24 protein-coding genes are annotated in these 26,164 nt (G+C 53.3%); 11 read left to right on the top strand and 13 right to left on the bottom strand.

Going from position 1 to position 26,164, the window contains the following annotated elements:
- Positions 1 to 8 precede the first annotated feature (8 nt).
- Together HNE05_RS02775 and HNE05_RS02770 are read left to right on the top strand one after the other, a co-directional pair.
- Complete coding sequence (locus HNE05_RS02775; protein ID WP_219637213.1) at positions 9 to 791, top strand: hypothetical protein; 783 nt, start codon at positions 9 to 11, stop codon at positions 789 to 791.
- 76 nt (positions 792 to 867) lie between these two features.
- Positions 868 to 1,557 carry a hypothetical protein gene (locus tag HNE05_RS02770; protein ID WP_173203102.1) on the top strand — a complete coding sequence of 230 codons (690 nt, stop codon included), beginning with the start codon at positions 868 to 870 and terminating at the stop codon, positions 1,555 to 1,557.
- Between the two features lie 155 nt (positions 1,558 to 1,712).
- On the opposite strand, the gene HNE05_RS02765 is transcribed toward HNE05_RS02770, so the two are convergent.
- Positions 1,713 to 2,009 (bottom strand): hypothetical protein, encoded by a 297-nt coding sequence (locus HNE05_RS02765; protein ID WP_173203100.1) that lies wholly within the window; start codon positions 2,007 to 2,009, stop codon positions 1,713 to 1,715.
- 920 nt (positions 2,010 to 2,929) lie between these two features.
- On the opposite strand from HNE05_RS02765, the gene HNE05_RS02760 reads away from it, so the two are divergent.
- The 3 genes from HNE05_RS02760 (at position 2,930) to HNE05_RS02750 (ending at position 6,052) form a co-directional block, all read left to right on the top strand.
- A complete protein-coding gene (locus tag HNE05_RS02760) occupies positions 2,930 to 3,799 on the top strand; it encodes a hypothetical protein (protein WP_173203098.1) in 870 nt (289 codons plus the stop codon).
- A gap of 112 nt (positions 3,800 to 3,911) precedes the next feature.
- Positions 3,912 to 4,853, top strand: coding sequence for an SMEK domain-containing protein (locus HNE05_RS02755; protein WP_173203096.1), 942 nt, complete (start codon positions 3,912 to 3,914; stop codon positions 4,851 to 4,853).
- Positions 4,854 to 4,876: 23 nt separating this feature from the next.
- Positions 4,877 to 6,052, top strand: a complete 1,176-nt coding sequence (locus HNE05_RS02750) for a hypothetical protein (RefSeq protein ID WP_173203094.1) — start codon at positions 4,877 to 4,879, stop codon at positions 6,050 to 6,052.
- A gap of 122 nt (positions 6,053 to 6,174) precedes the next feature.
- On the opposite strand, the gene umuC is transcribed toward HNE05_RS02750, so the two are convergent.
- The 3 genes from umuC to HNE05_RS02735 form a co-directional block, all read right to left on the bottom strand.
- Positions 6,175 to 7,449, bottom strand: a complete 1,275-nt coding sequence (umuC, locus tag HNE05_RS02745) for a translesion error-prone DNA polymerase V subunit UmuC (RefSeq protein ID WP_173203093.1) — start codon at positions 7,447 to 7,449, stop codon at positions 6,175 to 6,177.
- Complete coding sequence (locus HNE05_RS02740) at positions 7,446 to 7,886, bottom strand: S24 family peptidase (RefSeq protein WP_173203091.1); 441 nt, start codon at positions 7,884 to 7,886, stop codon at positions 7,446 to 7,448. The genes umuC and HNE05_RS02740 overlap by 4 nt, the downstream gene beginning before the upstream one ends.
- Before the next feature lie 83 nt (positions 7,887 to 7,969).
- A complete protein-coding gene (locus HNE05_RS02735) occupies positions 7,970 to 8,464 on the bottom strand; it encodes a hypothetical protein (RefSeq protein ID WP_240008805.1) in 495 nt (164 codons plus the stop codon).
- 53 nt (positions 8,465 to 8,517) lie between these two features.
- Here HNE05_RS02735 and HNE05_RS02730 point away from each other — a divergent pair, with 53 nt between their 5' ends.
- Positions 8,518 to 8,991, top strand: a complete 474-nt coding sequence (locus HNE05_RS02730) for a hypothetical protein (protein ID WP_173203089.1) — start codon at positions 8,518 to 8,520, stop codon at positions 8,989 to 8,991.
- 48 nt (positions 8,992 to 9,039) lie between these two features.
- Positions 9,040 to 10,014, top strand: coding sequence for an ATPase (locus HNE05_RS02725; protein WP_173203087.1), 975 nt, complete (start codon positions 9,040 to 9,042; stop codon positions 10,012 to 10,014).
- Between the two features lie 81 nt (positions 10,015 to 10,095).
- On the opposite strand, the gene HNE05_RS02720 is transcribed toward HNE05_RS02725, so the two are convergent.
- The 3 genes from HNE05_RS02720 to HNE05_RS02710 form a co-directional block, all read right to left on the bottom strand.
- The gene (locus tag HNE05_RS02720) at positions 10,096 to 11,076 is read right to left on the bottom strand and encodes a hypothetical protein (protein ID WP_173203085.1); all 981 of its coding nucleotides are present in this window, start codon (positions 11,074 to 11,076) and stop codon (positions 10,096 to 10,098) included.
- A gap of 77 nt (positions 11,077 to 11,153) precedes the next feature.
- On the bottom strand, positions 11,154 to 12,854 hold the full coding sequence (locus HNE05_RS02715) for a phospholipase D-like domain-containing protein (RefSeq protein WP_173203083.1): 1,701 nt from the start codon (positions 12,852 to 12,854) through the stop codon (positions 11,154 to 11,156).
- Between the two features lie 187 nt (positions 12,855 to 13,041).
- Positions 13,042 to 13,767: a competence protein CoiA family protein gene (locus tag HNE05_RS02710; RefSeq protein WP_173203081.1), complete on the bottom strand. Its 726-nt coding sequence runs from the start codon at positions 13,765 to 13,767 to the stop codon at positions 13,042 to 13,044.
- Positions 13,768 to 13,954: 187 nt separating this feature from the next.
- Between HNE05_RS02710 and HNE05_RS02705 the strand changes: the two genes are divergently transcribed.
- The 4 genes from HNE05_RS02705 (at position 13,955) to HNE05_RS02690 (ending at position 18,114) form a co-directional block, all read left to right on the top strand.
- On the top strand, positions 13,955 to 14,158 hold the full coding sequence (locus HNE05_RS02705; RefSeq protein ID WP_173203079.1) for a hypothetical protein: 204 nt from the start codon (positions 13,955 to 13,957) through the stop codon (positions 14,156 to 14,158).
- 228 nt (positions 14,159 to 14,386) lie between these two features.
- Positions 14,387 to 15,142 carry a hypothetical protein gene (locus HNE05_RS02700; RefSeq protein WP_173203077.1) on the top strand — a complete coding sequence of 252 codons (756 nt, stop codon included), beginning with the start codon at positions 14,387 to 14,389 and terminating at the stop codon, positions 15,140 to 15,142.
- Between the two features lie 213 nt (positions 15,143 to 15,355).
- Positions 15,356 to 17,221: a DUF7380 domain-containing protein gene (locus HNE05_RS02695; RefSeq protein WP_240008804.1), complete on the top strand. Its 1,866-nt coding sequence runs from the start codon at positions 15,356 to 15,358 to the stop codon at positions 17,219 to 17,221.
- 50 nt (positions 17,222 to 17,271) lie between these two features.
- Positions 17,272 to 18,114, top strand: a complete 843-nt coding sequence (locus HNE05_RS02690) for a HEPN domain-containing protein (RefSeq protein WP_173203075.1) — start codon at positions 17,272 to 17,274, stop codon at positions 18,112 to 18,114.
- A 451-nt stretch (positions 18,115 to 18,565) separates the two neighbouring features.
- On the opposite strand, the gene HNE05_RS02685 is transcribed toward HNE05_RS02690, so the two are convergent.
- The 6 genes from HNE05_RS02685 to HNE05_RS02660 all read right to left on the bottom strand — a co-directional run bounded on the left by HNE05_RS02685 (position 18,566) and on the right by HNE05_RS02660 (position 26,083).
- Positions 18,566 to 19,060, bottom strand: coding sequence for a hypothetical protein (locus tag HNE05_RS02685; RefSeq protein WP_173203073.1), 495 nt, complete (start codon positions 19,058 to 19,060; stop codon positions 18,566 to 18,568).
- Entirely contained in the window at positions 19,053 to 20,942 is a 1,890-nt protein-coding gene (locus HNE05_RS02680; RefSeq protein WP_180889171.1) for a hypothetical protein, read from the bottom strand. The genes HNE05_RS02685 and HNE05_RS02680 overlap by 8 nt, the downstream gene beginning before the upstream one ends.
- 187 nt (positions 20,943 to 21,129) lie before the next feature.
- A complete protein-coding gene (locus tag HNE05_RS02675; protein WP_173203070.1) occupies positions 21,130 to 22,734 on the bottom strand; it encodes a site-specific integrase in 1,605 nt (534 codons plus the stop codon).
- A complete protein-coding gene (locus HNE05_RS02670) occupies positions 22,721 to 23,911 on the bottom strand; it encodes a tyrosine-type recombinase/integrase (RefSeq protein ID WP_173203068.1) in 1,191 nt (396 codons plus the stop codon). The genes HNE05_RS02675 and HNE05_RS02670 overlap by 14 nt, the downstream gene beginning before the upstream one ends.
- A 260-nt stretch (positions 23,912 to 24,171) precedes the next feature.
- On the bottom strand, positions 24,172 to 24,678 hold the full coding sequence (gene ssb, locus HNE05_RS02665) for a single-stranded DNA-binding protein (RefSeq protein WP_180889170.1): 507 nt from the start codon (positions 24,676 to 24,678) through the stop codon (positions 24,172 to 24,174).
- 10 nt (positions 24,679 to 24,688) lie between these two features.
- Positions 24,689 to 26,083 carry an MFS transporter gene (locus HNE05_RS02660; protein ID WP_173203064.1) on the bottom strand — a complete coding sequence of 465 codons (1,395 nt, stop codon included), beginning with the start codon at positions 26,081 to 26,083 and terminating at the stop codon, positions 24,689 to 24,691.
- Positions 26,084 to 26,164 lie beyond the last annotated feature (81 nt).

The raw sequence follows: 26,164 nt of genomic DNA, 5'->3' as shown, positions 1-26,164 counted from the left end.
GAGTGGTTATGAACGAGCCCGAAGAGAACAAAATCATGTACGCATACTTTCAGATGTGGGAGCCATTTCGTCAGTCGCTGATTGAGCAGCACCGGTTCTACATCGAGCAGGGAAAAATGAAGCTGCTCTCCCAATTTGAGAACATGGAGCAGGAAGCGGACGAGGCCGGGACGCGCTGGCTAGAAGACCACGCGCACCGCTTTGACCCTGACCGGCACGATCCAGGGGGCTTCGAAGAGGACGCCTACCATGTGGGCATTGAGTACCACCAGCTACTGACCGAGCTGCGAGACCAAACCCGTCTCAGTCTTGTCGCAGGAATGTTCCACGCCTGGGACAAGCAGCTCCGTGGCTGGTTGTTGAAGGAGATACGGCATTGGCATATCGGCCAACATGTCACTAACAAAATCTGGTCAGCCAGTTTTGAGGACATCGAAGAGTTCCTGGACGGCCTTGGTTTAGCGAAGAAGGACTCCACCTATCTCAAAAAGCTGAGTGTGTGCCGCTATGTCGTGAATGTTTACAAGCACGGAGACGGAAAATCTCTGGAAAAGCTTAAAGAAAAGCATCCCGAATACCTGCGAACCCTCTTCCCCGGAGCCGATCCCACCGATGCAATTTGGCTAGATCACACCCATCTTGCTGTTTCCAATGAGCAGCTGGATGAATTTTCCAGTTCCATTGTCGAGTTCTGGCAGTCCCTGCCAGACAGCATCTATGGGAACGCTGGTGAAACGACGCCCAGGTGGTTCGATACTGCTTTGGAGCGAGATATTGAGGAGCGTCCCTGAAGCGCCCCAGGCGCTTTTTTAGCAAGAGGGCTTCGCTAGACATCAACACAATCTGACCGGGACGAGGCGGAACTACGTGAACACACGCTGGCGGGTGACCGTTAACTGGGTGGGGAGTCGGACAGGCCTGGAGCATTTTCTGGAGCAGGTTGAGTCTCGGCTTTGTCTGGCGGGCGATACTCTGGAGGTCGATCCGGCTGAGCTCAAGAACTGTAAAGAAGCTGGTGACGCGCACGATCATGCGGAAGGGATCGTTCAAGCAGCTAGCGCAGCAGCATCATTGGCAGCTCCTGGGCTGAAATTTAATATTGGTACGGTAATCGGGGAGAAAGCAGGGATGCCTCCATCCCAGTATGTCTTTGCCAAGATGATGGCTGGGTTGCAGATCAGCAGTTCGTGCCATCTCGACGTCTATGACACCTCTGGCAATAGGATTCTGCCAGTGCGTTGGCCAAGGCATGTACTCGATCAGCCTGTCGTTAAGCACGCTTTGGAGATTCTTGCCTCTCTTGAGGACGGCGACTGGGGCGGGCTCTTCAAGCTCATTGAGCTGCTGCAAAGCGACAGGGCATCCTTAGCCAAATGGGAACTGAAGGCCAGGTTGGATAGGATTAGCCGCCACGCAAATAGCCCAGCGGCGGTAGGACTCAATGCTCGGCATGCAATTGAGAGGAGTGCCCCACCCAATTCATCTTTGTCGTTCCCAGAGGCAGTTTGCGACGTCAGGGAGGCTGTCACTCGGTGGATCGAGTCGAAGTCAGTTTGAGTAACTGTGCACGCAGCTTTTCAGCCGAACGGCTCGATTGTTGTGCCAACGGTACTCAACGCCAACGCCGTCCCTTCTAGCCATGCGGGCCGCTCACTACTGGCCGATCTGCGTCTAGGCGTTCTGGAGCGACTCAGCTCTCGGCCACATGGCATCTAAGGGGCGAAGACGAGTTTCTCACCAGGAACCAGGTTGAAGTTGCAGTCTTCGGCAGGCAGGCCGTTCCTCTTGAGAGCATTTATGGCCTCACCTTTTTCGGTCAGGTCTAGCAGCATTTCGCGCTCAAGGTCTTCTAGGTGGGACAGCATATGCAGGAAGCCCTCCAGCACTTCTTGACTGTCTTGCATGAGCTGCAATTTGGACTCCTCAACCGACCTGATATTGAGCGGTTGAATTCCCGAGTGGGCTGCTTCTGAATTCCTCAGCCGGTTCACCAAGGCCATGTGATCCATAGCGCAATGCTCAAACTCAAGGCACAAATGGAATGGGTGTGCCAGCGTGCCAACGAGCGATACCGAGTGGGGCTTCTTACCATCATGACGCTTGCAGTCTGGGCACGGGGACTCTAATAGAGCCCCCAAGGCCATTCGTCCGTACCGGGGCTCTGGAATCTGGGTGCAGTACAGGAGCTGCTTGATTGCGACCTCACAGAGCCGTGCCGAGTACATGAGCACTTCGTTGTAGAGGCGGACTCGCTCCACCTCTGCATCTACTTCGTTGTGGCCTAGCGTGTCGGTAGTTGCGTACTCATGAGCGGCGTTAATGGCCCGCGCCATGAGCAGTTGCAACGTCACACCGCTGGTGGTGTAGGGATTCGTGAAACCACCCCACGAAGGGGATCTCGGTGCTGGCATTAGGGCTAGCTGTCCCCGCTGCTGCATCCACGCCCGCATATCGCCTGCTAGTGGCAGGATGTTCAGCCCAGCGATTCTCTCTCCCAGCCACCGAAACGCCTGCGGACTATAGCTCCACGAGTGGTGGCTACCGTGCCACTCACGTTTTGATGGTGTTGCAGTGGTGTTCGCCATCATTGAAGTACCGAAGCCGCTGAAGAGGCTGCCTTGGATTCTAGCGCTGAGCTTGCCGGCCAGACTGGATCGCGCGTCCTAGAGCCAGCATGGACTCATATTTACGCCTTGGAGGAAATGGAGGAAAGCTCCTGGGTGGAAGAAAGCCCCCAGTGGTAGGCAGCAACCGGCCAGAAGCAGACCTCTTTTCTGCACTTCGCCAATATTTACTAGTCATAAAAGGCTATGGTCATGAGAAGCTGCTGGACATGAGATTACACTAGCGTTAGTTATGCCTCTGCTCCTGGGTGCCTCGCTCTACACTCTGATGACACAAGAGAATAACTAGATAACAAGGATTAGTTATGGAAAAGCATTACCTAATAATTGATGAATCAGGCGCCAAGGGCTATTCGAGAAACCCTGAGCAAAGCGATGGCGAACTTGGAGTTATGACAGGACTCATGATACCTGGCTATACCTATGCAAGGGTTAAAAAGCTATTCGAATCATCAGCGGGAGATCATAACCTCCCAGAAAAACGCCATATAACCGACATCCCTACGGAAGCTCAGCAGGCCAGCCGGGATAAGATATTCAATATTTTTAAAATGTGCGGGATTCCCTGGCTTTATGATGCGATATTCACGCATGGCCTCTACGAGTCAGAATTTTTAGAAAATCGCGGCGGCAATAATAATGAAAGAGAGCTATTACACGCAAAACTCTTTATAAACGTAATGATCAAGGCTTTTGCTTGCCTGCATAAATTTCGAGATCAAGAGATAGAATTAATAGTAATCTCTGATCAACTTGATAGCGGAACCATCAAGACCTTCAAAAGAGAGCTATCTCCTTACCTGGACTTTCTACACAGAAAACCTATAAATAAAGACATCACCTCGTTTAACCGAGAAACCAAAAAAATCATCAAATCCACACATACATCTTCATTGTCACCCGAGAGCAACACCCCAAGATTTAAAAAGCTAGATGTGAGCATAATTTGCGAAGACTCGGCAATTACATTCGCTGCTGATATTCTCGCCAATTGCACACATTTCTATATCAAAAAGAACTATATCGAACGCAACATCACGAAGCTAAACTCTATACAGGCAATAGCGGGCCATCCTCTAGAAGATTTAGTAATGCATACATACGATGGTGATGACCCCTTAGCTTGGCAGCCTAGCGACGTTGTGTATCGCAGAAACAAAGACAAGCCGACTTGAAATGACAGTGCAAGCCCAGCAGGAAGCTGCTGACAACCTGAGGGCCTGGCTCATCTAAGCCACCAGACACTCAGTCAGAATAAAAACAGACAACTTACAACCAGGATTTTTCATGTTAGCTCGTGAACACGCGCTCAAACGCATAGTGGCGCATCTAGCCAATATCAGCACCCAGGCTGAGCTGTTAGGGAAGCTTCATTTCTTTGACCTCAATATTGTCGCAGAGGACTTCTACCAAAGGCTTCTTAATGAGGTATACGGGTACAACCTTGCAAACCTCAATCAAAAGCAACTAAATACACCCTCTATCGACCTAGCCGACTCAGCATTGAAGCTGGCAGTTCAAGTCACAACACAGCGCAACTCAACCAAAGTCCAAAGCACGTTAAATAAGTTTACTAAGCACGGACTGGGAACAACCTACAAAACCCTTAAGATCGTTATCATTGGCACGCGAACCGGAAATTACAAAAATCTGTCCATTCCAAACGGCGTCTCGTTTGATACAAAAGCAGACATAATGGATAACGTATCCCTAATCAAAGATATAGAGAAAAAATCTACGCCTGACATCCAAGCCATTTTGGATATTATGGATAGTGAAATCACGCACAACACTGGCGCTTTATCGATACTAGACACACCAGACAAAGACGCCCTTCTAAATCTTCGAAACCTACTGGATCGCCCTGCCTTACAAGACCCATGGGGTCAAGAGGATAGCTATGCTAATTTCGGGAGCTCAATCTCAGGACTTATTGAGCTAATCAACACAGGCAAAATTTCCGGAACGCTCGCCACAAAGCCCAGGTTCGCCTACGAAGACAAAAAAATAGCTGAGCAACTTAACACCACCTATGATCAACTTCGCTTACTGCGCCGACTGTTCCAGGCCCATGTCAGAAGCGGAGAAATCGACTTAGCCAACAACAAATGCAACTTCCACACATCTCAAGCAGAAGAAGCATTTGATGCGCAACGCAATGCAATAAACGCTCACTTCAACTCGATAATAGCTCCATTTGGCTATCAACCGCTCCCGAAAGTAAACTAGTTCAGATAATCACAGGATCTAAAATGCTGCCCGAATTACCGCGCCGGCTTATTTCCCAGTCTAATTGGATTGCGTTCTTAGCGGGGACTGATGACCCCAACCAGGTTTACTATGGGGGTGCCGAATACCCGATGTATTCCGATGCGTGGGTAGTGGGTGAGCTTGATGACGAACTAGGCCCCTATGCCCTACTAAATGCAGTGCCTTTTAATCGTGAAAATAGGGCTGCAATCGCAATCATACTGAGGGTTTTTTTCTACGAGCCCCACACGATAATCTCTAACCACAATCTCCCACTTAAAACTGTTGACGATGGGTATCATGGCGCCTGGTTTTCTGAGGAGCTGGCCGCTCTAACCTCGCTCGCGCTTGGAATTAGACTTAAGTGTGGTGATGAAATCCGGCGCTTTGATGATAGAGATCCATATGGCCGGTTCGTCTCACCTTGGACTAAGCACGCTCCCACACTCGCCTATCGACATAACCAAGCCATCATTCCCGCCCCTCCGCAAGTATCATTGAACGACATCAGAGCCCGCTTGCAGACCATTCCGCATTTAGATCCTTATCTATATAAAGAACTAGTGCGTGCAGCTCGTTCCTATCAGGACGCATTGTGGATAGCTGAATCAGAGCCACACCTTGCCTGGCTGCTGATGGTATCTGCGCTAGAAATTGCAGCGAGCGCTCACGTCACATTGAGGGGCACGCCTGCCGATAATTTGGAGGAGTTACAACCTACGCTGGCGGAAATTGTTCATAACTCCGGAGGAGATGAACTTCTTGACGGAGTAGCTGATCAGCTCAAGAATCTTTTTAGTGCGACAAAAAAATTCCTTCTTTTCTGTGAGGAGTTCTATCCTCCAGAGCCAGCTGTAAGGCCTGATCATGGCTATCAAAGAATCGAGTGGAATTGGCCTTCGTTGAAGAAGATCTTGAAGAAGGTTTATGAGTTACGATCCCGTGCGCTGCATGCGGGAGTTCCTTTTCCAGCCCCAATGTGCACCCATCCAGATCGCCGAGAGTCTGGTGCTCCTGCTGAAAGAGCGATAACTGCTCTTGCATCTCAAACGCTTGGCGCCCAATGGATACCAGAGGATGCCCCTATCACACTCCATACCTTCCAATACATTGTTAGAAGCGCATTGTTGGCCTGGTGGGATCATTTGGCGGAATCAGCTAAGCAGGCCGACAAATAACGCCTGAGCTCTTTGGCGAAAGAGGGGAGTTTATAGTTGGCCGTCTTTTTAAACTCTGGCCAAATCATGGCCGATTTTCTATCGGCCCTTGACGAAATCTGGACTCGCCCCCCCCCTACATCTCACCCACGCACTCCGATTAGCTCATCCCAGCGCGTGGTGTATCGCTGGCTCAGCATCTCCCGGCGCATCGCCCATTTCGGCTTCGCCGGGATTCTCCCAATGCGCACCGCGCCTCTACCTTCACGCTGATTGATCTGGTCGACAACCTTCATCAGTTGCTCTGAGCCAGAGCGCGGTTTGAGCGCAAAAAGATCTGGCGTCAGCTCGCCGCGCTGGCTCAGATTCATCAGCAAGATGGAGCACTTCGAGAACGGATATCCAGGGCGGTAGATCTGACTCAGGCCTCGCTGGGCGAGCGCTAGAATCTCACGCGTGTCATCGGTAGGCGCAGGCAAAGCCAAGGTCACCGCGTTGGCGTAACGCGGCCCATTGAGATCGGCCAGCTGCGTCTGAAGGCCTACCTGAATGGAGCTGCACAACGAGTTCTGAGCGCGGAGCTTCTCGGCGGCGCGTGCCACATAAGCAGCCAGTGCCTCGCGAATAGGCGGCAGCTCCGTCTGGCGCACCCCAAACATTTTGCTTGAGGAGATCGCCTCTTTAGGGGGCGGGCCTTCGTTGAGACCGATGCAGCTGATACCGCGCAGCTCCCTCGCAGTGCGCTCCATTGTCACCCCGAACGTTTTGCGCAGCGTACCGATATCGAACGCAGCTAGATCCCATGCTGTCGCGATGTTCAGAGCCGCAAGCCTGGCCGCCGAGCGATGGCCCACGCCCCATACCTCGGACACGGGGGCCAGGCGAAGGAGCTTCTCCTGCCGGACAGGGTCAGTCAGGTCGAGCACACCACCAGTACCCTTCCACTTTTTCGCTGCCCAGTTCGCAAGCTTTGCCAAGGTCTTGGTTGTGCTGATGCCAACGCCAACAGGCATACCGATCTCGCGCGCCAGGCGCTCGCGAATGCTGCGACCCAGTGCTGCTGGATCAGCCACACCGGTCATGTTCCCCCATGCTTCATCGATGGAGTACACCTCAATGCTTGGTAGCATCTCAGCCATCAAGCGCATCACTCGATTGCTAATGTCTGCATACAGCGGGTAGTTGCTGGAGCGTGCCACCACGCACTGGCGGCGTAACTCATGGCGCACCTTGTGGTAAGCGGCACCCATGCCGATGCCCAGCGCCTTGGCCTCAGCTGAACGGGCGATGATGCAGCCGTCATTGTTCGACAGAACCACAACTGGCCGGCGCTTGAGTTCTGGTTGGCAGATGCGCTCGCAGCTGCAATAGAACGAATTGCAGTCGATGAGCGCGAACACTCGACGCATTGCGCTCATGACGACACACAGCTGACCACCCAGCTGACTACGCCCCAAACCTCGATGATCTCTTCACCGTCCAGTTGGACATCCGGAACGATAGGGTCAGCGGCTTTAAGCCAGCGGCCTCCGAAAAGATCACGCTGAACCAGCCGCACCCTGTAGCCATCGTCCAGGTCGACCACCACCAACTTGTTGTCCAAGTGACTGGCCGCTCGATTAACGATTAGCCGATCACCCCGGAAGATACCGAAGCCGATCAAACTATCGTCTAGCACCTGCACACCCCATACGTGCGGAGCACCCAACCCGGTCAGTCGATCCAGGGAAAGCCCTTCTTCCCTTTCGTCTTCGGCTGGCGACTGGAAGCCAGTAATACGCAGGTCTGTGGCCACGTCGGTCAGCAGGCGTTCGCGTAGCCTCTCACCACGGGCCAGAATCGAAAGAGATGACATCGGAGCATCCTAAAATACTGTATATGCAAACAGTATTTGCGAAGCTTTGAGATAGGTCAATCAGGGAGGACAGGCGGTCGGTGCTAAAGCGGATCACCGCCTAACACAGCGCCCCCAGTATCACCCTCACAGCCGGCTTCCGGGCCTGGACTCCATTCCAGGCGCGCCTGTTGGGTAGTCAGATCAACGAGCAGGCGTCGGTCTAAGCAACCCATCGCTTGGTCGGCCACTGCCTGCATCTTGGTCTCTGTCCATGTTTGCACGACGTAGCTGAAGACCTGGGCTTCAATATCCTCGCCCTCGGTGTGATGCAAAATCGAGGCATACGCTTCAGTGCAGCGGGCGCTAGCTAAATCGCAGCGAATCTCGACGGCATTGGTGCCGGGAGCGACGTAACCCTTGTTGGTTTCCCAGCTCCCCCAAATCAGTAGCTGCCCGTCTTGTTGCTCTACTTTCAACGGGGGGCGTATGACGGTGTGAGGGGATTCGACAGTGGTCGGAGCCACAAACCATAGCACCGTATATGCCGAGAGCAGCGACGAGGCGAGAGCAACGGCGAGGTATCTGAGGTAACGCATGTTCGAACTCCATTTCAAAGGGGAATGCCATCCTGGCGATCAGAGTCTAGAACATGAACCAGCGTTTGCAGTGCGAGGTAAAAAGCATGTGCGGAGGTGTAGAGGCCAGAGAGGCCGACAAGGTCTGGAAGATCTACTTCCCGAATCCTAAGGCAGCGCTCCCTGTGTTGTTGGAGGACAGTGGGCAGCTAGACTGGATCAGGTGGGGCAGGCGCAGAGAGCAGCCCGGCTCCGGCCCTGAGGGCGGATGGGCAAGGCTCTGTACAGTGCAGGCTGGCGGCTGGACTAAATACCGCCCGCACCGAGCGTTCGGCCTGGTTCAGCGCTTTATGGAGAAAGAAGGTCGAGCAGGTGAGAAGAATCGGATATCACACTGGTTCGATGTGCCAGAGGGCTATGCCCTGGAGTGCCTGGTCATTGGGGAGGGCGAGCAGCGGAAGGTCTATGTAATCACCACCGAACCACCAGCAGAGTACGCTTGGATTCATGATCGATGGCCACTACTCACAGCGCTTAAAGTCGAGTAAGCGAAACGGCATAATCAAGCCTGGTCAGGAATCAGGGAATCGCTTCCGATGTCGACTAGAACGCCCATCACCCGCGCCTATTGTCTCCAGCTAGGCGAGGTACTCTCCATCGCCGAAGCCCGGCGAGCCTTCCTCTCTCTCCCCGAACCCCGCAGTCGCTTCGATTTCCTGTGCTCGAACGAAACGTGCCGTAACCTCGCCACGAAAGCCAAGATCACTGCCGTCAACTACGACAAGCAGCCGAGCGACACCTATCGGGCAGCGCACTTTCGCGAGAACACAAATTACACCCACGCCCCCGATTGTGAGTGGATGATTGACGAGGATGCTGAGGAGGTCGACGGCAAACTGCCAGGTGAAACCGAGAGCGATGCCTTCCTACGTCGAGCTCGACGCAAGCTGCATGACTACATCGATGTCTTTGAACCATCCCCTGAAAAAGAGACTGGAGGCGGTTCGGCGGGCAGTACTCCGGAGGGCGGAGCAGTCGAAGGCCGGGGTCGAAGCGTAGGAACAGGCAGGGGTGAAAAGCAATCCAGGAGCCACCGTACCAGTAGCTTAGAGCGACTAGTGGAGTGCTACCAGCAAGCACGCCAGGAACTCTCTTCAGATGAGTTCAAGGCGATGAAGCTGCGAGTGGTGGGCGAAGGCGAGATGCCTCTGTCCTGGTTCTTCAAGAGCATCCCCTACGCCAAGCTGGGAGCCTCCAATCGCGTTCTCCATGGCGGAGCAAGCCTAGTCGGACGCTATGGCGCTGGCTTCAAGCTGAGGTTTTACGACCGCCTCGATGGCAAGCTCGTTTTCCTCTACGTGTCCAAAGAGCAGATGGGCGAGTACCGCTTCCAGCGCTATCTCGACGGGCTCCTGCGACAAGAGGATGCAGACTATTTTCGCGTCTTCGCCCTAGGGGAACTGGCCCTCTCACCCACGGGGAAAAGCATCGACTTGCAGATCAGTGATCTGAAGCAGTTGGTGGTAATTCCGGGTCAGAAAAAGTCCTCCGACCCAGCTCCCGAGAAATAGAGCACTAGGGGCGACTGAGTCTGGCTGCGCACGAAGACTCAGTTCGAAATGTCCTCGCGGGCACCTGCTCCGGGCCGTTAATCAAGCAGCTCGATCAGTTCGAAGGCGCGCTTTCAAAATCAGCTTTATTGCCTTGAGCGCCACTTCGTAAGCGTTCCCCAGGGCCAGGTCGTCTACGGCTCCCTTGTGGATCAAAGCCCCTCGCAGGTCATAGGCATGCACCACGTCGCGCGTAAACTCCTGCAATTCGGAATCGGGCAATGGTGCAACATCCAGGATGAGCTGACGGACTCGGCGCCGAATTGAGGTTTCCTTGCGAAAGCCGATCTCCCTGCTCAAGGCTTGCAAGGCATCGCGAGCATCCGCGTCGGGCTCGTCATCGAACTTGGCTTGCACCCTATCTGCAAAGTCATTCAGTAGCGCAACGGCAGCTGGGTGCTTCTCTGTCACTGGCGATAGAACCTCAAGCGCCATTATGAGAGTTAAGAAGCGGGCCCTGATGGACGTCTCCGAAAGGTGCGCCAAGTACAGATCGAGCGCTGTGGCGAGATCCGAAGATAGCAGCCCACAGGTGGCACCAAGCTGAATGCCTTCGCCTAGCGCTTGTTCTACCAGGGCCCACGGAGTGGAGCTATATCCCGTGCCGCTCATTGAGGCGAAACGGATGTGCTCATCACTCCTGTACACCGTGATGCCAGCTTCTTCAGTCAGTCCATGCACCGGCCCAGTGTAAGGAAGGTCGAACTGACTATTGAGATTCCTTCCCGCCTGTTCAGGATCCGCTGCTCGTGTAATTCGGCGTTGCTCAAAGTACGGGACGAAGGAGATGTGTCTATCGATAGCAAGATTCCACAGCCCGACCGTCAACTGTGGGGCGTAAGCCAGCGCGGCAGCTTCGGAGTCGAAGTCGTGAGCCTCCAGTACGAAGTGGCCAGACCTTAGCTTCGCTGTGATTTCCACCGGCCCGGCTTTAAAGGTGGGTTCGGCTTCCAAGCCAAGCACCGATTTTTCTTCAAGCAGCAGTACGGAGAGACGCAACGTCCATTTTTCAGCGGGCAGCATGAAATCCCCTTTATTCAGCGAGCAGCACGTAGTGTTCTATCGGTGCCCCGTCGACATGGCTGCTCGGTTCTGAGCAGCTAGAAGCCCGCAAAGTAGCGCCGACGCTTCGACTTGTAACTGTACTGATTGAAATGGCTGTCCAGCCAAGCAGAGGTCTGCGCCTTTAGATAGCCCGCGTCAGGGTCGTTCTTATCGCTGTTGGCTAGCTTCCGGACGATGTAGCGGGCGTAGTGGTGGTCGAAAATGCGCATGTACTCACCGAAATAAATATCGGCGACTCGGGTATCCCCACAGATCACGAGCATGTTCTCGTCGTTGGTAGTTTGGGAGGGTTGGCTGAAATTCGCAGACCCCGTCACCACCAATGGATCGTCCTTGAGGGGATCAACCAACATGAACTTGTTGTGGATGTAGTCGTTGGTGTTCAACGGGTTGCCACGTTCCGCCAGGAAGTCCCCAAATACGCCGTCTTCGAAGTACCCGCCAGACGCGAAAATGACATCGTGATCTTGGCCTATGGTCTCGCTGTCCCTGAGATCATCGTCCTTCACGATGTAGCGCAGCACGTCGTTGTTTCTTGCGATGACCTCGCTGAAGACCTTGTCCAGATGGAATGCCAGTGTGATGCAGGCGATCTCCTGTGCATCCGCCATCCTGTCTGCGTACCACTGAAGGGCATCGCTACTGACCTTGGCGGGATCGCGCGGACTGAACACTGGGAGGGTGACGCCAGTGCTGGGCCGACCCTGCGGTAGTGCACTGAGCTTGCGCAATTCGGGTCGCAGCTTCGATGGCGTGAGGTTGTCAGCCAAGAGCGCCCAGTAATCCAGGTAGGCCTGCGCGACGGTCGGGCTCCAGACGATATGCCCTACGTTCGATTGCCCAAAAATCCCACCCACGGAGATGTTGGTTGAGCCTGTCCATACCGCCACCGGCTTCTCGTTCTGCAAGAGCACGATGAATTTGTTGTGCCGAATACCCTCGGTGACCGTACGCGGGATTACAGATTTCATCTCGTCGAGGCGCGCGTTCCGAATCGTTTCTCGATTGTGTTCCTTGTAGTTGCTCTCATCGTCGTAAACGATCTGAACATCAGCGCCCGCTTCCACGGCTTTGGCAAAGGCGTTGGCAACTGGCTGGTACTGGAATTCGTAGAACGCTGCGCGCAGGCCATATTGGCCGTCTTCAGCAAGGCCTATGAAGCTCGTGAGTGCTTCAAACAAGCCCCGAGAGAGCCAGACCATCTCTTCGGATTCAGGGTTGTTTCGGTCAGGCTCTAGATTCCCAAATCTGCGTGCATACGCTTGTGACCCGATGACGCCACGATTGAAGTAGACGTCGTGGGCAGCTTCATCGTTGCGCTTGTCCGGATGCAGGAGGTACTCGATCTCCGTAGAGATTTCGACTGTTACAGAAGAGAACTCATCGAGCTTCAGCAGTTTGATCTTCCCGTAGACGGGAACAATCCTGTAGCGGTAGGTACGGTTGGTTTGGGCTGTGTAATCAGCCCATTGAAAGCTCTGAATGGGATGGCGGGCGGTGCTGACCGGGGTGCCAGGCGGAAGGCCCTTGTCGACGTCCTTGAAGCGCTTGATACCGGTCAACCAGTACCGCTCAACAGTCTCTCCCTCCTCTAGCTCCTCCCGTTCAATTGCAAAGCCCATGAGGTCTTCTTTCTTGTGCTCGCTCCCTGGTGTGAAATCCCAGGCCAACACCACCACGTAGGTTCCTGCAATTGCTCGCACACTCAGGACTTCACCGCTCACAGATTTACGCATCGCCGCATCCTCCATGGGTGACCGCTGACGCCTTCCTAGCGGGGAAATGAACGGTTAAAGGGTAGATGCGTTCGCCGTAATTGCTGCACTTGCCGTGTGAAATTTCAGAGATTACCAATACGGCCCTGACCTACACCGGGGAGAGGGCAGTCGCGAGTGGAAATCTGAGTTCGAGGTAGGGCGATTCCTAGAGCTCGAAATCGTCGGTCGAAGATCGGTCAGCGCAGAACACTGATTTGAGTCGAGGGATAGGGTGCACGGTAATAGCGCCGTGGCACTCGGCTGAATAGGTCAGGTTGTAGGCCCCGCTCTTCAGCCCAAAGTGAGGATGCTTGTCCTGTTCGATGTCCACCCAAAGGCTGGCCGTGCGGGAGTGTCCACGAAAGGCGTGGGAGAAGAAGAAAATCCAGCTGTTGTCCGACCGTCTGGGGTGCTTCAGGCGATAGTCCTCGAACTGAAAGCGCTCAAAGGCTTTGGCCTGGAAGATCACCATGGGCCTGAGGCCGCGCTGAAGTGACGCCTCGACAAAGGACTTGAGCGCTATCAGATCCACCTTGTGAGCCAGCATCAGGGCGAGACGCTTCTGCGAATGGACGCCGTCGAAGTCGACGCCATCGACGTGTGTCTCCACGTCCCACTCGCCGGAGGCGTGGTAATGGCGGATCCAACTGTACTGCCAGAAGGTCGATGTCTTCCGATAACTGCACGCCTGGCCGGGCTTATGGCTCCAGTGCCACTCGTAGATATCACCCAGCTTGGCGGCGAGCTCCTCATTGCAGCAGGGGCAATGGCCGCTCTCATCTCGCGTCGCGGGAATGCGCCTGCCGTCATTGGTGCGTGCAAGATACATCGGATCGATCTGTCCTTGAGCCGAGTCACCCCTCCAATCTACCACCTGAAAGCCAGCAGTCATCCCGGTTCTTCCACCGCTGATTCCGAACCGGAAAATATTTTGAAACTGCCTGGTGACACGCTAAAAGGTGTGCATAGCCCCAATCTCAGTTCCTAATTTGGGAGCCGAGGAAATTTTTGCAGGTGGTACTGGCACGCGGAAAGTGGCCATTAAATGGGTGTCCCTTAAATCAAGCGGGACACCCCAAATGAACAAGCAGTTGGTCAGCATCCTCCACCTGGTAGCAGTTGGCGTACTAGCAGTTTCCAAGATCCTCGCCTGGGTGGGAGATGAGCACCCTCCAGTCGCCCCCACTTCCAACTACTACCTCATCATCGTTCCTGTACAACCTTACGCCACTACCCAGCGGTTCGGTGAGGAGCGACTGCCCGTCCAGTTTTGGTCGATGTGATTCACGAGCGGTGTGTAGGGATTAGTCGGCAGGTGCTGCTGGCTTCGCCAGGGCGGAGTCCTCCAGCAACTTCCATAGACGCTGGCTGCCTCGCGACCGCGTCCGGCCAGCAGCTGCCTATCGTCGTTGATAGTTAGCCGCACCATCGCAGGCTCTTCAGCCCTTCAAGGACAGTCACCGACCGGTTTTTTGTTAGCATCGTACCCATCAAAATATGGAGGAGTGACGATGGCAGAGAGAGCTGACTTTGAGGTGATGCTGGATGGTGAGGCTCAGGACTTGCGGGCACTCAGTGGGCGAGGGGTATCCACAGAGTATTTTCATATCTGGGGAGGTGTCGATCACTATCTCGATTGCCAGAATGATTATTTCAGCTTTAATTCGATCTACTTCGAAGGGGAAGACGACGAAAACCTGATCTGGCAGATTTCTTACGAGTTGGTGAGTCTATTCAATGGCGCTACAAACCTGTTTTATAGAGATGCTAGGCCGCTGAGCATTCACAGGATACTTCTAAATGGGCAGCAACTGAACTGGCGTGAGCCCATGTTGCCGTTGAGCCTACTTCAGAGGCCTGCAATTTATCAGTATAAATGGAATGAAGAGATGAAAAAGGCTCTTCAGGTTTCCGCCAGATTTGGATTAATGATCCTGGCAACTGAGAATGAAGACGTCTACATGCTCTTGAAGCAGTTTGAGCTGGATAATAGCTGGGTGGGATACTACCGCCTCATGGAGACAATCGACTCTCATGCCAGGATAAAGGGGATCACCATTGGAGAGGATAGGAAAGAACGGGAAAGCTTCACGTTTACTGCGAACAACTACTCCCTGACAGGCTTCGACTCCCGGCATGGCTTCAAAGACAAGGTCAAGTCAAGCAAGCAGCCGATAATGCAGGTTGATCAGGCGCATTCTTTCATATCAAATATGTGCAAGTCATATCTTCAAAAAGCATATCCGAATTATTTAAGATTCGCATAAAAGCCGGCCCGCGTGGCCGGTTTTCTTTTTCTGATTATCAGTAGTTGTGCTTGAGACAAACTTGGTGCTATGCGAGAGCGCATCATGAGCTTTGGTGTAATTCAATTGCTCATTTGTCTCAATCAAAATTCAATAGGGATTTAGAATCATTTATGGCTGGATTGGCCACTGAAGAGACTCCGTAAACCAACCTAGGCAAGTGAGGTGAAGTTTGTGACGAACAAGGATGAAGATAAAAAGAAGTCGTTGATGGATCTGGCGACTCTGGAAGACTTCGCGCATATCAATCCAGCCTCAATCATGGCGATGAGTAACTCGTTGCACTTTCACACGCTGGAGCATGCGTTTAGAGAGGCTGCTCAGGCCGCAGAAAATGCAGGCGATGCCGCTGCTTTTAGGGCCTACAACATCTTGGCAGTTGTCTGTAGCTATCACTTCAATCCCAGCAGGCCAGACACCTTCTCTCCTCAGATCATTTTTAAGGGTAAGAGGACGCTCATCCCGAGTGATTACCTGGGCGAGCAGCAGGGAGTTCTTGTCCAGATAGCCGAGCAGATTGACCACCCATTGCTTCGGGCTCGGATCGCTGACAGCTGTTGGTATGTCAACCGAAGGCTTCATGCTGTCGCCGCGCTTGCCGCCAGTTCGTATTTGAATGCGGTAGAGCTCTTTTTCAAAAGAGAGCTGCTCGATCAATACGAGTCGGATTTTGCGGTTCCCTTCAAGGTGGTTGATCTCATTGATCGGGCGTTCGCTATCTATGCCTCTGCTGGCAAGCGGAATGAAATCCCAGACAGTGCCAAGGAGGTGCTGAAACGGGCCTATGAAACGGCCAAGGACAATGAGTGTCTGGTCGCCTTCGTGAGGGTATCGTCCATTGCGCAGTCCAGTGGGCTGCTTGAATGGCAGGAAATTGCGGCTGTGGCCGAGGCACTGGCACAAGCTACGAAAGATAAACAATATGCTGAGGCAGTGAAGAAAGTCTGGCTCCATGCGGCTCGTGCTTATCTCAAGGTGGACAATAAGGAATCTGCTGTCAGATGCAGGGTGAATGCAGTCGAGCAGACGCTACGGATGCGGGACTCAGTTAGCACCGCCATGGCAAAAGCTTCATGGACACGCAGTGCTATTGGTGAACTCCGTGCAATTGGCGGTATGGCGCAGAGAATCGAGCTCCTCAAGAAGGAGCTCCAGCAGCACGAAGAGGATTCGCTTTCCGAGTTTGGCTCGTTCAGTGTGCCGATGGATTTAACGGATGAGCGTCGGGCAACGATAGAGGAATTCGAGCCGCTTGATGCTCACGAAATGCTGCTGCGGCTGGCATTCACAAGTCGCGCCCCAGACAAAATTGCCCTTCATAAAAACTGCCTGGAGAAGAGAGACAAATACTTCTTCTCGTCGATGTCCGGCAAGTCCTATGCCGATGAACGAGGAAAGGTGATCGCGACAGCGGAGCATGTGCCGCATGGCAGTGAACCATCAGGGGAGTGGTTTGATCACGAAAGCCTTAGTGAGGCGGGACTTCACTACCATATAGCGACAGAGGCTTTTATTCGGCCAGCGTGCATCACGATGAGCCGCTGTCAGCTCATTGATGATCGGCATTTTGAGCCCATTGTTTGTAGCAGTGAATTCGTGCCACCAGGGTTCGAGGCAATTTTCTCCCAGGGCTTTTCTAAGCTTGTACAGGGGGACATGGTCTCGGCAGCTCACCTGTTGATCCCGCAGCTTGAGAGCGCCCTCAGGCATGTGCTGAACAGCCGCAGATCGAATACAGCCAAGCTGAATGTGGATCTCACGCAAGAAGATCAGTCACTCAAGCAGTTGCTCTCGAACTACTGGGGGGAAATAGAGCAGGTGTTCGGGGTGGATAACACGTACCTATTCCACATTCTGTTCAACCTCAAAGGTGGCCCAATGCTAAGGCACGAAGTGGCGCACGGTAAGCTTTCAACGGCGCAATGCTTTGAGCCTTCATGCATTTATGCGTGCTGGTTTATTTTCCACCTTACGTGTGTCCCTCTAGCCCCGCACTGGAACTCAGTAATAGCAGGAGCGATTCAAGAAATTGCGAGCTAAAAGGCGGTGCTTAGGAGTTGGCTTAATCTGGAGTTTGTAATGAGCTCCACATGCGGCATGCAGCAGAATCTGGGAAGGTGGCGCTTTGCATACAAAGGTTTGCGAGGGATGAAATGGATAACTCTGAATATAGGCCTCCGACTAAGCACGCTAGGGTCAATTTCGCAATAATCCGTTGCCTGAGAGATACAGGTGATGGGGATTACGTTGCCGCTCGCCTAGCAGCTAGACATCGACTCGTTCCTCAGTTTTTGTGGTCAGCGGAGCAAGCCATAGAGAAATACCTGAAAGGCATCCTCACCCTTCACCGTGTCAGTGCTCTAAATATCGGGCACGACATATCAAAAGCTTTGACGCTGATAGAGGAAGAACTTGGGTTTGAGGTTCCTCTTACTCTGCCGCAGCAGGAGGTATTTAAACTGATCGCAGAGTGGGATTCGGATAGATATTTTCTGAATCACGTTGGCGTGAAGGGCAATGAACTGCACTACTTGGATCAGATGGTCTGGCGGATTCGGCAGTACTGCCAGCCACTAGATGTTGTGCACTATGCAGATGAGCCTTCCCGCGCCGTGCTGGAGCAGAACGTTAAAGCGATACAGGGGCGGGAACTAACTGCTCTCCGAGAAGGTGCCCTAGCTGGAGGGCGTCTGGAAAAGATGCTGGTGGACAAGAACGATCCTGCCAGATCGGCTCTGGTCTGGAAAAATCTGATGTTCAGCACTAGCACTCGCAAGAAGGTAAACCGTAGAAATCATATGCACGTAAGCAATGCGCCTCTGTGGCTTGAGCCTGATCTGATCGATGACGTCGCCAAGCTCTTAAAGGTGCCCAAACCCATCCAAGAGGAGTACCGGCAACTGGCGAGAAGAAGAGCACTGGAGGAAGAGTGATTCAGTACCAGCCAGAAACTGAATCGCCCCGTTTATAAACACACGATGACCGCTCCAGGCCGGTAGCGGCCTGTCACGGACAGTAGCTAGTGGCCAAGCATCCTCACGACCTAGGTTCTCTCTTACACGAGCACTTAGCAACTGACTCTCTAATACTTGCCATCTCCAAGACTAATACATCGTGAAGCTGAAGAATTGCTTGATTTAAAACACGCTGAGCAGACTCTCCGCTGAGATAAGCCTCGTCGGCCAAGTCATCAAGCTGATCGAGTATATCCATCAGCACCAAGTGGTTATTACGAGTTTGCTCCAAGAGGTAGCCCTTGTTACTTCTCATGCCTGCATTCTCCAATGCGCTATGATGTAAAAAACTCCTCAAACCTTATATGCATTGACATCGAACACTTTTACTAACAACTCGCGATCTAAGAGGAACAGATCATGGCTTCTTTTATGAGCTCACTGGCGGAATAGGCTCATTCCAGTCATCAAGAATCTTCTGGATCTCTTGCTGTTTCATAGCTTCCCCAGTGAAAGGCACAACACGATCAATACGCTCCATTTGCAGACCATGCTGCCGTACATTGTAAGCAATGGTATACCAGCGAACCCTCCAGAAACTGTCACGCTTCTCCAGCTCCGCAATCCGCGCCTGAAGGGCGACATTCTCATTTATAAGATCCTGACAACCCTTATTGCTAGACCGCTTGCGAAGTCGCGAATTAGAGCGAGCAACAAATGCTTGCTTTGCCAAATGATAGGCCTTCTTAATTTCGGCGTTAGCTTGCAGCGACTGCCGAGACAACCCGGCATACTCAGCAATCATGGCCCAAGTCACTTTGAAAATCTTTCGATTATCGGGCAAGGCAGCCAGGAACTTAACGACTCTCTGGACATCACGATTTGAAATACGTTTACCGCCCCCATGAGCACATTCATTAACCATGAACCACCTCGACCAGCGACAAGTACCGTCCATGGTGAGTCAAGTAGTATTTATACGCCTTATCAATTTTGATCCGATCTAACTTATGCGCCCCCGGCACAATACTTTCCCAGTAACTGCCATATTGATCGAAATCTGCCTCACGCTCATCTGTTTCATGAAGAAGCTGTTTTAAATTTTTAATTTTAGTAAAAAGGTGTGACACCCATGGCTCGACGCCTCCCACCTCCCCCACACGGTCATCAAAGGCATTGCATAACACAAGCAAGTTTGAGCAGATCTGTCGCTTCGCCTCAGCAACCTGCTCGGCTTGAGACTCACCTTCAAGCCCCCTGAGCCAAGAAAACTTTCCACAGCCACTCGCACACTCTAGGTGTCTTGGGCACGGCCCATGCGACCAGACATGAAGGCAGATCCCTAGACCAAGATCATGTACAGCGCGAACTTCGGAATTTAAATAAATTTCACGCTTGTCTACCGGCAAATTCATAGCCCGATCTGGTATTGCACCGCCGACCTCGCCCAGTTTTATTTTTTTTCGCAACTGGAGCGCGCGGTACTGCGGCGAACTGTGCTGATAGACCTTGGTGTCTGCGGCATATTTCCTACCAAAATACTCTGTCTGCATTAAGTCTGACAGACCACCTCTGTCCAGCGCGTCGTTGAGAGTGTGCCTAAAATCATGCGACGTAAAATCTTGATCAAAACAACTCGAACAAAATTCGGTCGTTATCTCATCTAAATAGCGCAGAGTAGTTGTCAGCATCGAATGCGAGATAGGCTGAACGATCCAGTGCGCGTAAAAACCACTACTAACACCATACTGCCGAAGAAATAATAAATCCGTTAGACCATACCCACGACCATCAACAACAAACAATGGCGCTAATAGCCAAGAATGGTAATGGCGCTGGCAATACTCGACGACATCCTGCTTTAACACATAATTGTGCGGGCGACCGCCCCGTTTCGACGCACACAGCTTGATTCTGTCATTTTTGGCAAACCACCCAGTGCTAGACAAGCATTGCCCTGGAAGACCAATCCGCAACAGATCTTTCTGTAATAATGGTTTAGTTGCTGCAACCCCCTCCAAAAATCTCAAATCGGGGCCATGCCTTTTTAGCATTTCCTTGGCGACGGCATAATTCGACCTAGAAGACCACTTTATTTCTGCAATTATATCGCGCAACAAATTACAAGTTAAAGATGGAATCGGAACTAGCAAAAAATCACGCGACTCATGAACCCCTGCATCCTTTGTCTGTATATAGCGCAAGTAGTTACCATCCGCCCGTCTGACAATACATCTCCTGGGTAAATAAGCGACTTCAGAGAACCGCCTGCCAACGCAAAACAAGACAATCAATAGCAGGATATAGATCCGATAGACATGATCCTTGGGGAGTTTTTGATATAGCTCACCGAGTAAAGCCAAGGATCGTTCGCTGAGTACCCGACTGGATTCTGTTTCCAGCGCAGCCAAACTATCCAAACGGAAATTACTGGGCCCGCCATAGTTGTCTGGCCGTTCCACATTACAGAATCTGTAACCCGAAAGATCTACATGACAGAGCCCATAGCGCGCACACCATTGGCGAGCAAACTCAGCAACCATACAACAGAGCTTGTACTGTTGAGCCTCAGAGTCAGTAGACTCTTTGATAAGCTCGCACGCAGCATCTAGCACCTCCGGCGTAACGGCAGACAGTGCTCGACCATTGGCGCAACGAGCGACAAACCTCACGGCAGACATGAACGTCCGGTGTGATGTAATGGCCCGAGAATTTTGATGTTGGCGCAGCACAAAGATGGCCTTTGCTGCCTCCTCCCACTGCTGCCCCACTGCACCTGGCGGGATATCTTCCCCCAGAAAGCTCATGGACGCTGTCGCTACGTGTCGACCAGTCAACTTAAACACTGACTCCGAAACACGCCACGTTGGAGCAGACCACTGCTCCAGTTCAACGCCAACGGTTGCGAGGCACAGCTTGGCTTTCTCGACCATGGCCTCAAGCCCCATAGGGGATGGCTTTTTTGATCTAGCCGCGTTGATCCGAGCGCGTCGGCTACGATGAGACTTGCGGGCCATCTGCGGCGCCCTCATTGCACATGGACACCACTTGGGCGACGGCCATGATCACATCTGCCAACCCCACCCCTAACCCATTCGGGCTGCGAATTGCCTTTTGCAGGCGTAGTAGCTGTTCCAGCACGCGCTCATGAACCGAGGATCTGAACGGCTGAAACTTGGGACAGAGATAGCAACTCCATGGGGGAAAGCGTCCACACTCAGCCTCCCGCCCGCAGCCGCCCATCGCTTCGACCTCACCCGAGTCTTCAAAAGAGGCGAGAACCCGGCGATCCGAGCCGATCAGGTTTTCATCGACCGGATTTGCACCAAGAAATGCGTTGACCTTGGAAGCGAAATGAATCGCGGCAGCTTTATCCAATGATGTCCGCATGTTAGTTAGCAGCGTGAAGTACACCTCAACATTTTGTACATCCGAATGATCAAGTCGCACCGCCAGTTCCTTGCGCGATACGCCCATTGCGGCGTAGACACAGCCGACCGTGTAGCGGAAACGCCTTGGCGTGAGATGCATGATCTCGCCGGTCAACGGCGAGACTAATTCGACCCGCTCAGCAAAATCTGAAAGCAATCGGGCAAAATGACAGCTGTACATCCGGTACACAGGAGCATACATACCGACCCGCAGAAACACGCTATTAGCCCGTGCACGACGGAAGAGCGGTCGATCAGTACTGATCAGTTCCCCATTGACCTCTACTTGGTCACTCAATGCCTGATTCTGCTCAATCAACGCTTGGATATGACGTAGCGTATTTGACTCAACAGATTCAGAAACAAAATCTGAGCGGTGGCTGATGTAACGTTTTTTGATTCGAGGGATATTCAGAGTCCACAGCGGATTGTCCGGCATATCCAGCGCATCATATAAATCCTCTTCATTCAACGCCGTGTAGTTAGCTGAGTTTCGACCATAACTTAGCGACAGCGCGACCGCTGCCCGTTGCTGGTAATGTGCATATTCATTCCCTGAGTCATTTTCTAGCGCTCGCAAAATTAGCGGTGTTTCTAAGTCAGGGTGCAAAGCTCCGCCCTGTGAGAACTCCTCACGAACCGCCTCACCTTTGGGGTTACCAGGTATGGTCATCTCCTGCAACTCATCGGCATACGCGACACTAAAACCTAGCTCTGGATAATTCTCAGCAGCCCAAATATAAAACTGTACAAACCGATAAATATTCCAGAGCGAACCAGCTTGTGCGTAATAGCCTATAACCCATTCGACTTGCGAGATCAGCGCTTGCTCTAAAATTTCGGGATATTCGCACTTTGAGGATTTCGACAAAAATTCTCGAAATTTTAGAATACGAACAATATCCTTCCACGCATTCAGCCCAGCTATTGAGGAAACACATCTAGCCTGATACACAACAAACTTAACAACAACCCAACTCAGAATTGGACACAATATTTGTGTGAGATTAATAACCCCCCTCGCAGACTCTATCGGCAAGTACAGTCGCCTTTCACGCTCATCCATGAGCGCGTTACGCCCTTCACGCGTGATAAACGACGACGGAATCGCTTCCCAGCCATTGTCGAGAATCAAGTCTTGAACATGTGGCGAGTTAAACGGGGACATCGTCAGCCCCCCTTGATCCTGCCACTTTTAACCAATACGCCTTCTGGGCCTCTGCACTTTGGCCTTGGTAGTCGATATAGGTATCCTGAGACTCACGCCCCGTGTCGCCGCGCAGGTACATCAAAATAGCCCGAATTTCATCGTCGCTATAGCCTTGGAGCTTTAGCTCACGGCGCAGACCATCCGTGAAGCTATGCCGCAGTGATTTAGCACTGAGATTGCCTGGCAGTTTCCCCGGATAGGCTCTTCTGACTCTCTTGAAGATGGCCTGCACACTGGACTCGGAAAGTGGCTTTCCATCCCGACTTAGAAAGAAGAAATTACTCCTCTTGCCGTTTGCTCTTCGGACGGCAATCTCCCTGTCCTTCATGGCATAGCTGTTCAGGAGTTTTTCGAGCCGGGGATAATCGAGCACCAATATCCGGCCAGCGCGTTTCACCGATGCGGGGCAAGAGCGGGTGTCCTCTGCGCTAATTCTACGGCGCCGCACGCGCACATTAGTCAAAGCGCCAAATTCAACATCTTCCAGACGAAGGCTCAACACTTCGCCTGGTCGCAGACCTAGCAGCAGCATTAAAGCAACGATTAAATAGTTCCGCAGCTTCGTCTGCGGACTCGAAACCAACATTGCACTCTCTGGGTCTAGCACATCTTGCAGAAAGCGCGCCTGCATGGCGGTGAGTCCCTTTTTCACTTCGCTATTCGAAGGCTCTTTACTGTGATACCCATCCTTAAGAGCATGATTCACCTTATCCTGCACTTCACTGATTACTTCCCTTCGCGCCCCCAACTCCTGATCACTTAGCACTACATAAAAGCACCAATTAAGGAACCGCAGCACCGTTGAAAGACGCTTGTTGAATGTATCCGGCCTAACTGCCAACTTAGCAAGCTTCTTGCCTTTACGCTGACCGCGACGCAGGCACTCTATCAGAGCACTCGTGAAGGTCTCTGGCCAAAATCGGCCTGACCGAATCAAGCTAAATAAATCCTCCCCCCGACTCTCCAGCCAAACATATAGCGGGGTCAGCTCTTGCAAATTATTACTCAGGGTATTTAAAGATCTATTCCTCCTGGACATAATCCACTCATTAACTGCCACGACAGGCAAACCTTGACTGTCCAACAGCATTGGCAATCGCTCACCATTGTGAAGTTGAACCTTTACGATATTCATCGTGGCTACCTCATCATTAACATTCAATGATTCAAGGTGTAGTCATCCGCAAGAACATCGTCAACACAAAAGAGCAACTTTTTTGCACTTTTTTCAACTTGTCAATATATATTAATTAATATTAAACCCTCACCCACGAAAAGTTACGCACAAAAGAAAACCCCAGAAAGCTTTACACTTTCTGGGGTTCTTTTTTTGAAATCTCTTTTAGCCTCAGAGCATTACGCTCATTAAGCTAACAGAACTCAAATATATCTGCCCTAGAACGGGATGTCGTCGTCGTCGAAGCTGTCGTAGTCCGGAGCCGGTTGCTGCTGAGCGGCGGGCTGTGGCGCTGGGCGTTGCTGCGGCGCGGACTGCTGCGGGGCCGGACGCGACTGCTGCTGACGCGGGGCGTATTCACCGCCGCCTTCGCTGTTGCCACCACGGCCGCCGAGCAGCTGCAGGGTGCCGTTCATGTCGACCACGATCTCGGTGGTGTAGCGCTTGACGCCGTCCTTCTCCCACTCGCGGGTTTGCAGACGACCTTCGATGTAGCACTGGCCGCCCTTGCGCAGGTATTCACCGGCGATCTCGGCGAGCTTGCCGAAGAACACGATGCGGTGCCATTCGGTGCGGTCCTGCTGCTGACCGGTCTGCTTGTCTTTCCAGCTGTCGGTGGTGGCCAGGGTGATGTTGGTCACCGCGTTGCCATTGGGCAGATAACGGGTTTCCGGATCGCCGCCGACGTTACCGATCAGAATGACTTTGTTTACCCCACGGGCCATTTTCGTTCTCCTAAGCTGAATGCGTAACCGGCGCCTCTTCGAGCTCCCGCTCGAACAACGCACGATCCAATTGTTGGGTGTCCACTTTGATGTACAGGGCCGCTTCCTCGGCGACAACCACGGCGTCACTCACGCCGGGGATGGCCAGCAGGCGCCCCACCAGTCCGGTATCGGCCAGGGCCGCGGTACTCAGCGGCCGGCGCAGACTGGTCACGTAAGGCGGCTCGCGCATAGTAGCAGCTATAAAAACCCAGAAAAGAGCCAGCAGCGCACATCCGACGAACACAGCCCCGAGGCCGCCAATCTGGTACAGCCAGCCACCGAGGATGCCGCCCAGCGCCGCGCCGAGGAACTGGCTGGTGGAATACACGCCCATCGCCGTGCCCTTGCCACCCGCCGGCGAAACCTTGCTGATCAGCGACGGCAGCGAAGCCTCCAGCAGGTTGAACGCGGTGAAGAACAGGATGATGCCCAGCACCAGCAGGCGCAGGCTGTTGCCGCACAGCCAGAAGAACAGTTCGCAGAGCAGCAGCACCAGCACCGCGCCGGTCAGCACGCGCTTCATCTGGCGTTTCTTCTCGGCATAGATGATGAACGGCACCATGCCGAAGAAGCCGATCAGCAGCGCGCTGAGGTAGACCCACCAGTGTTCTTCCTTGGCCAGCCCGCCCTGCTCCACCAGTGCCAGCGGCAGGGCGATGAAGCTGGCCATGAGGATGGCGTGCAGGACGAAGATGCCCAGGTCCAGACGCAGCAGGTCGGGGTTGCGCAGGGTCGGCCACAGCGCCTGCTTGGCCACCCCGGACTCGCGGTGCTGCAGGGTGCTGGAGGCACGCGGGACCATACCGGCGACGATCACAATGCCCAGCAGGGCCATGCCGGAGGTGACCCAGAACAGCCCGGACAGCCCATAGGCGCGGGTCAGCAGCGGGCCGGTGACCATGGCCACGGCGAACGACAGGCCGATGCTCATGCCGATCATGGCCATGGCCTTGGTGCGGTGTTGTTCGCGGGTCAGGTCGGAGAGCAGCGCCATCACCGCCGCCGAGATCGCCCCCGCGCCCTGCAGCACGCGGCCGGCAATTACTCCCCAGATGGAGTCGGCGGTGGCCGCCAGGGCCGCGCCGGCGGCGAAGATCAGCAGGCCGACGTAGATCACCGGCAGGCGGCCGATGCGGTCGGAGAGGATGCCGAAGGGAATCTGCAGCAGTGCCTGGGTCAGGCCGTAGGCACCGATGGCCAGGCCGATCAGCAGCGGCGTGGCGCCTTCCAGGTCCATGCCATAGGTGGCCAGCACCGGCAGGACCATGAACATACCCAGCATGCGGAAGGCGAACACCAGGGCCAGGCCGCTAGCCGCGCGGGTCTCGCCGGCGCTCATGCGCTCGCTGTGCGGATCGTGCATCGATAAACCCCATGAAAACGAGGCGGCGATTCTATCAGCCGCAAGCCGTGCGGCACAGGCGTGACGCTTTGCCGCTAGGTG

The sequence above is a fragment of the Pseudomonas campi genome, from assembly GCF_013200955.2.
GTDB lineage: Bacteria > Pseudomonadota > Gammaproteobacteria > Pseudomonadales > Pseudomonadaceae > Aquipseudomonas > Aquipseudomonas campi.
Note: the sequence above shows the minus strand (reverse complement) of the source record. Positions and strands in the feature narration are given on the sequence as shown.

Coding starts and splice junctions, on each gene's coding strand:
- HNE05_RS02775 (WP_219637213.1), top strand. CDS start 9: ATGAACGAGCCCGAAGAGAACAAAATCATGTACGCATACTTTCAGATG.
- HNE05_RS02765 (WP_173203100.1), bottom strand. CDS start 2,009: ATGGATCACATGGCCTTGGTGAACCGGCTGAGGAATTCAGAAGCAGCC.
- HNE05_RS02760 (WP_173203098.1), top strand. CDS start 2,930: ATGGAAAAGCATTACCTAATAATTGATGAATCAGGCGCCAAGGGCTAT.
- HNE05_RS02755 (WP_173203096.1), top strand. CDS start 3,912: ATGTTAGCTCGTGAACACGCGCTCAAACGCATAGTGGCGCATCTAGCC.
- HNE05_RS02750 (WP_173203094.1), top strand. CDS start 4,877: ATGCTGCCCGAATTACCGCGCCGGCTTATTTCCCAGTCTAATTGGATT.
- umuC (WP_173203093.1), bottom strand. CDS start 7,449: ATGAGCGCAATGCGTCGAGTGTTCGCGCTCATCGACTGCAATTCGTTC.
- HNE05_RS02740 (WP_173203091.1), bottom strand. CDS start 7,886: ATGTCATCTCTTTCGATTCTGGCCCGTGGTGAGAGGCTACGCGAACGC.
- HNE05_RS02735 (WP_240008805.1), bottom strand. CDS start 8,464: ATGCGTTACCTCAGATACCTCGCCGTTGCTCTCGCCTCGTCGCTGCTC.
- HNE05_RS02730 (WP_173203089.1), top strand. CDS start 8,518: ATGAACCAGCGTTTGCAGTGCGAGGTAAAAAGCATGTGCGGAGGTGTA.
- HNE05_RS02725 (WP_173203087.1), top strand. CDS start 9,040: ATGTCGACTAGAACGCCCATCACCCGCGCCTATTGTCTCCAGCTAGGC.
- HNE05_RS02720 (WP_173203085.1), bottom strand. CDS start 11,076: ATGCTGCCCGCTGAAAAATGGACGTTGCGTCTCTCCGTACTGCTGCTT.
- HNE05_RS02715 (WP_173203083.1), bottom strand. CDS start 12,854: ATGCGTAAATCTGTGAGCGGTGAAGTCCTGAGTGTGCGAGCAATTGCA.
- HNE05_RS02710 (WP_173203081.1), bottom strand. CDS start 13,767: ATGACTGCTGGCTTTCAGGTGGTAGATTGGAGGGGTGACTCGGCTCAA.
- HNE05_RS02705 (WP_173203079.1), top strand. CDS start 13,955: ATGAACAAGCAGTTGGTCAGCATCCTCCACCTGGTAGCAGTTGGCGTA.
- HNE05_RS02700 (WP_173203077.1), top strand. CDS start 14,387: ATGGCAGAGAGAGCTGACTTTGAGGTGATGCTGGATGGTGAGGCTCAG.
- HNE05_RS02690 (WP_173203075.1), top strand. CDS start 17,272: ATGCGGCATGCAGCAGAATCTGGGAAGGTGGCGCTTTGCATACAAAGG.
- HNE05_RS02685 (WP_173203073.1), bottom strand. CDS start 19,060: ATGGTTAATGAATGTGCTCATGGGGGCGGTAAACGTATTTCAAATCGT.
- HNE05_RS02680 (WP_180889171.1), bottom strand. CDS start 20,942: ATGAGCTTTCTGGGGGAAGATATCCCGCCAGGTGCAGTGGGGCAGCAG.
- HNE05_RS02675 (WP_173203070.1), bottom strand. CDS start 22,734: ATGTCCCCGTTTAACTCGCCACATGTTCAAGACTTGATTCTCGACAAT.
- HNE05_RS02670 (WP_173203068.1), bottom strand. CDS start 23,911: ATGAATATCGTAAAGGTTCAACTTCACAATGGTGAGCGATTGCCAATG.
- ssb (WP_180889170.1), bottom strand. CDS start 24,678: ATGGCCCGTGGGGTAAACAAAGTCATTCTGATCGGTAACGTCGGCGGC.
- HNE05_RS02660 (WP_173203064.1), bottom strand. CDS start 26,083: ATGCACGATCCGCACAGCGAGCGCATGAGCGCCGGCGAGACCCGCGCG.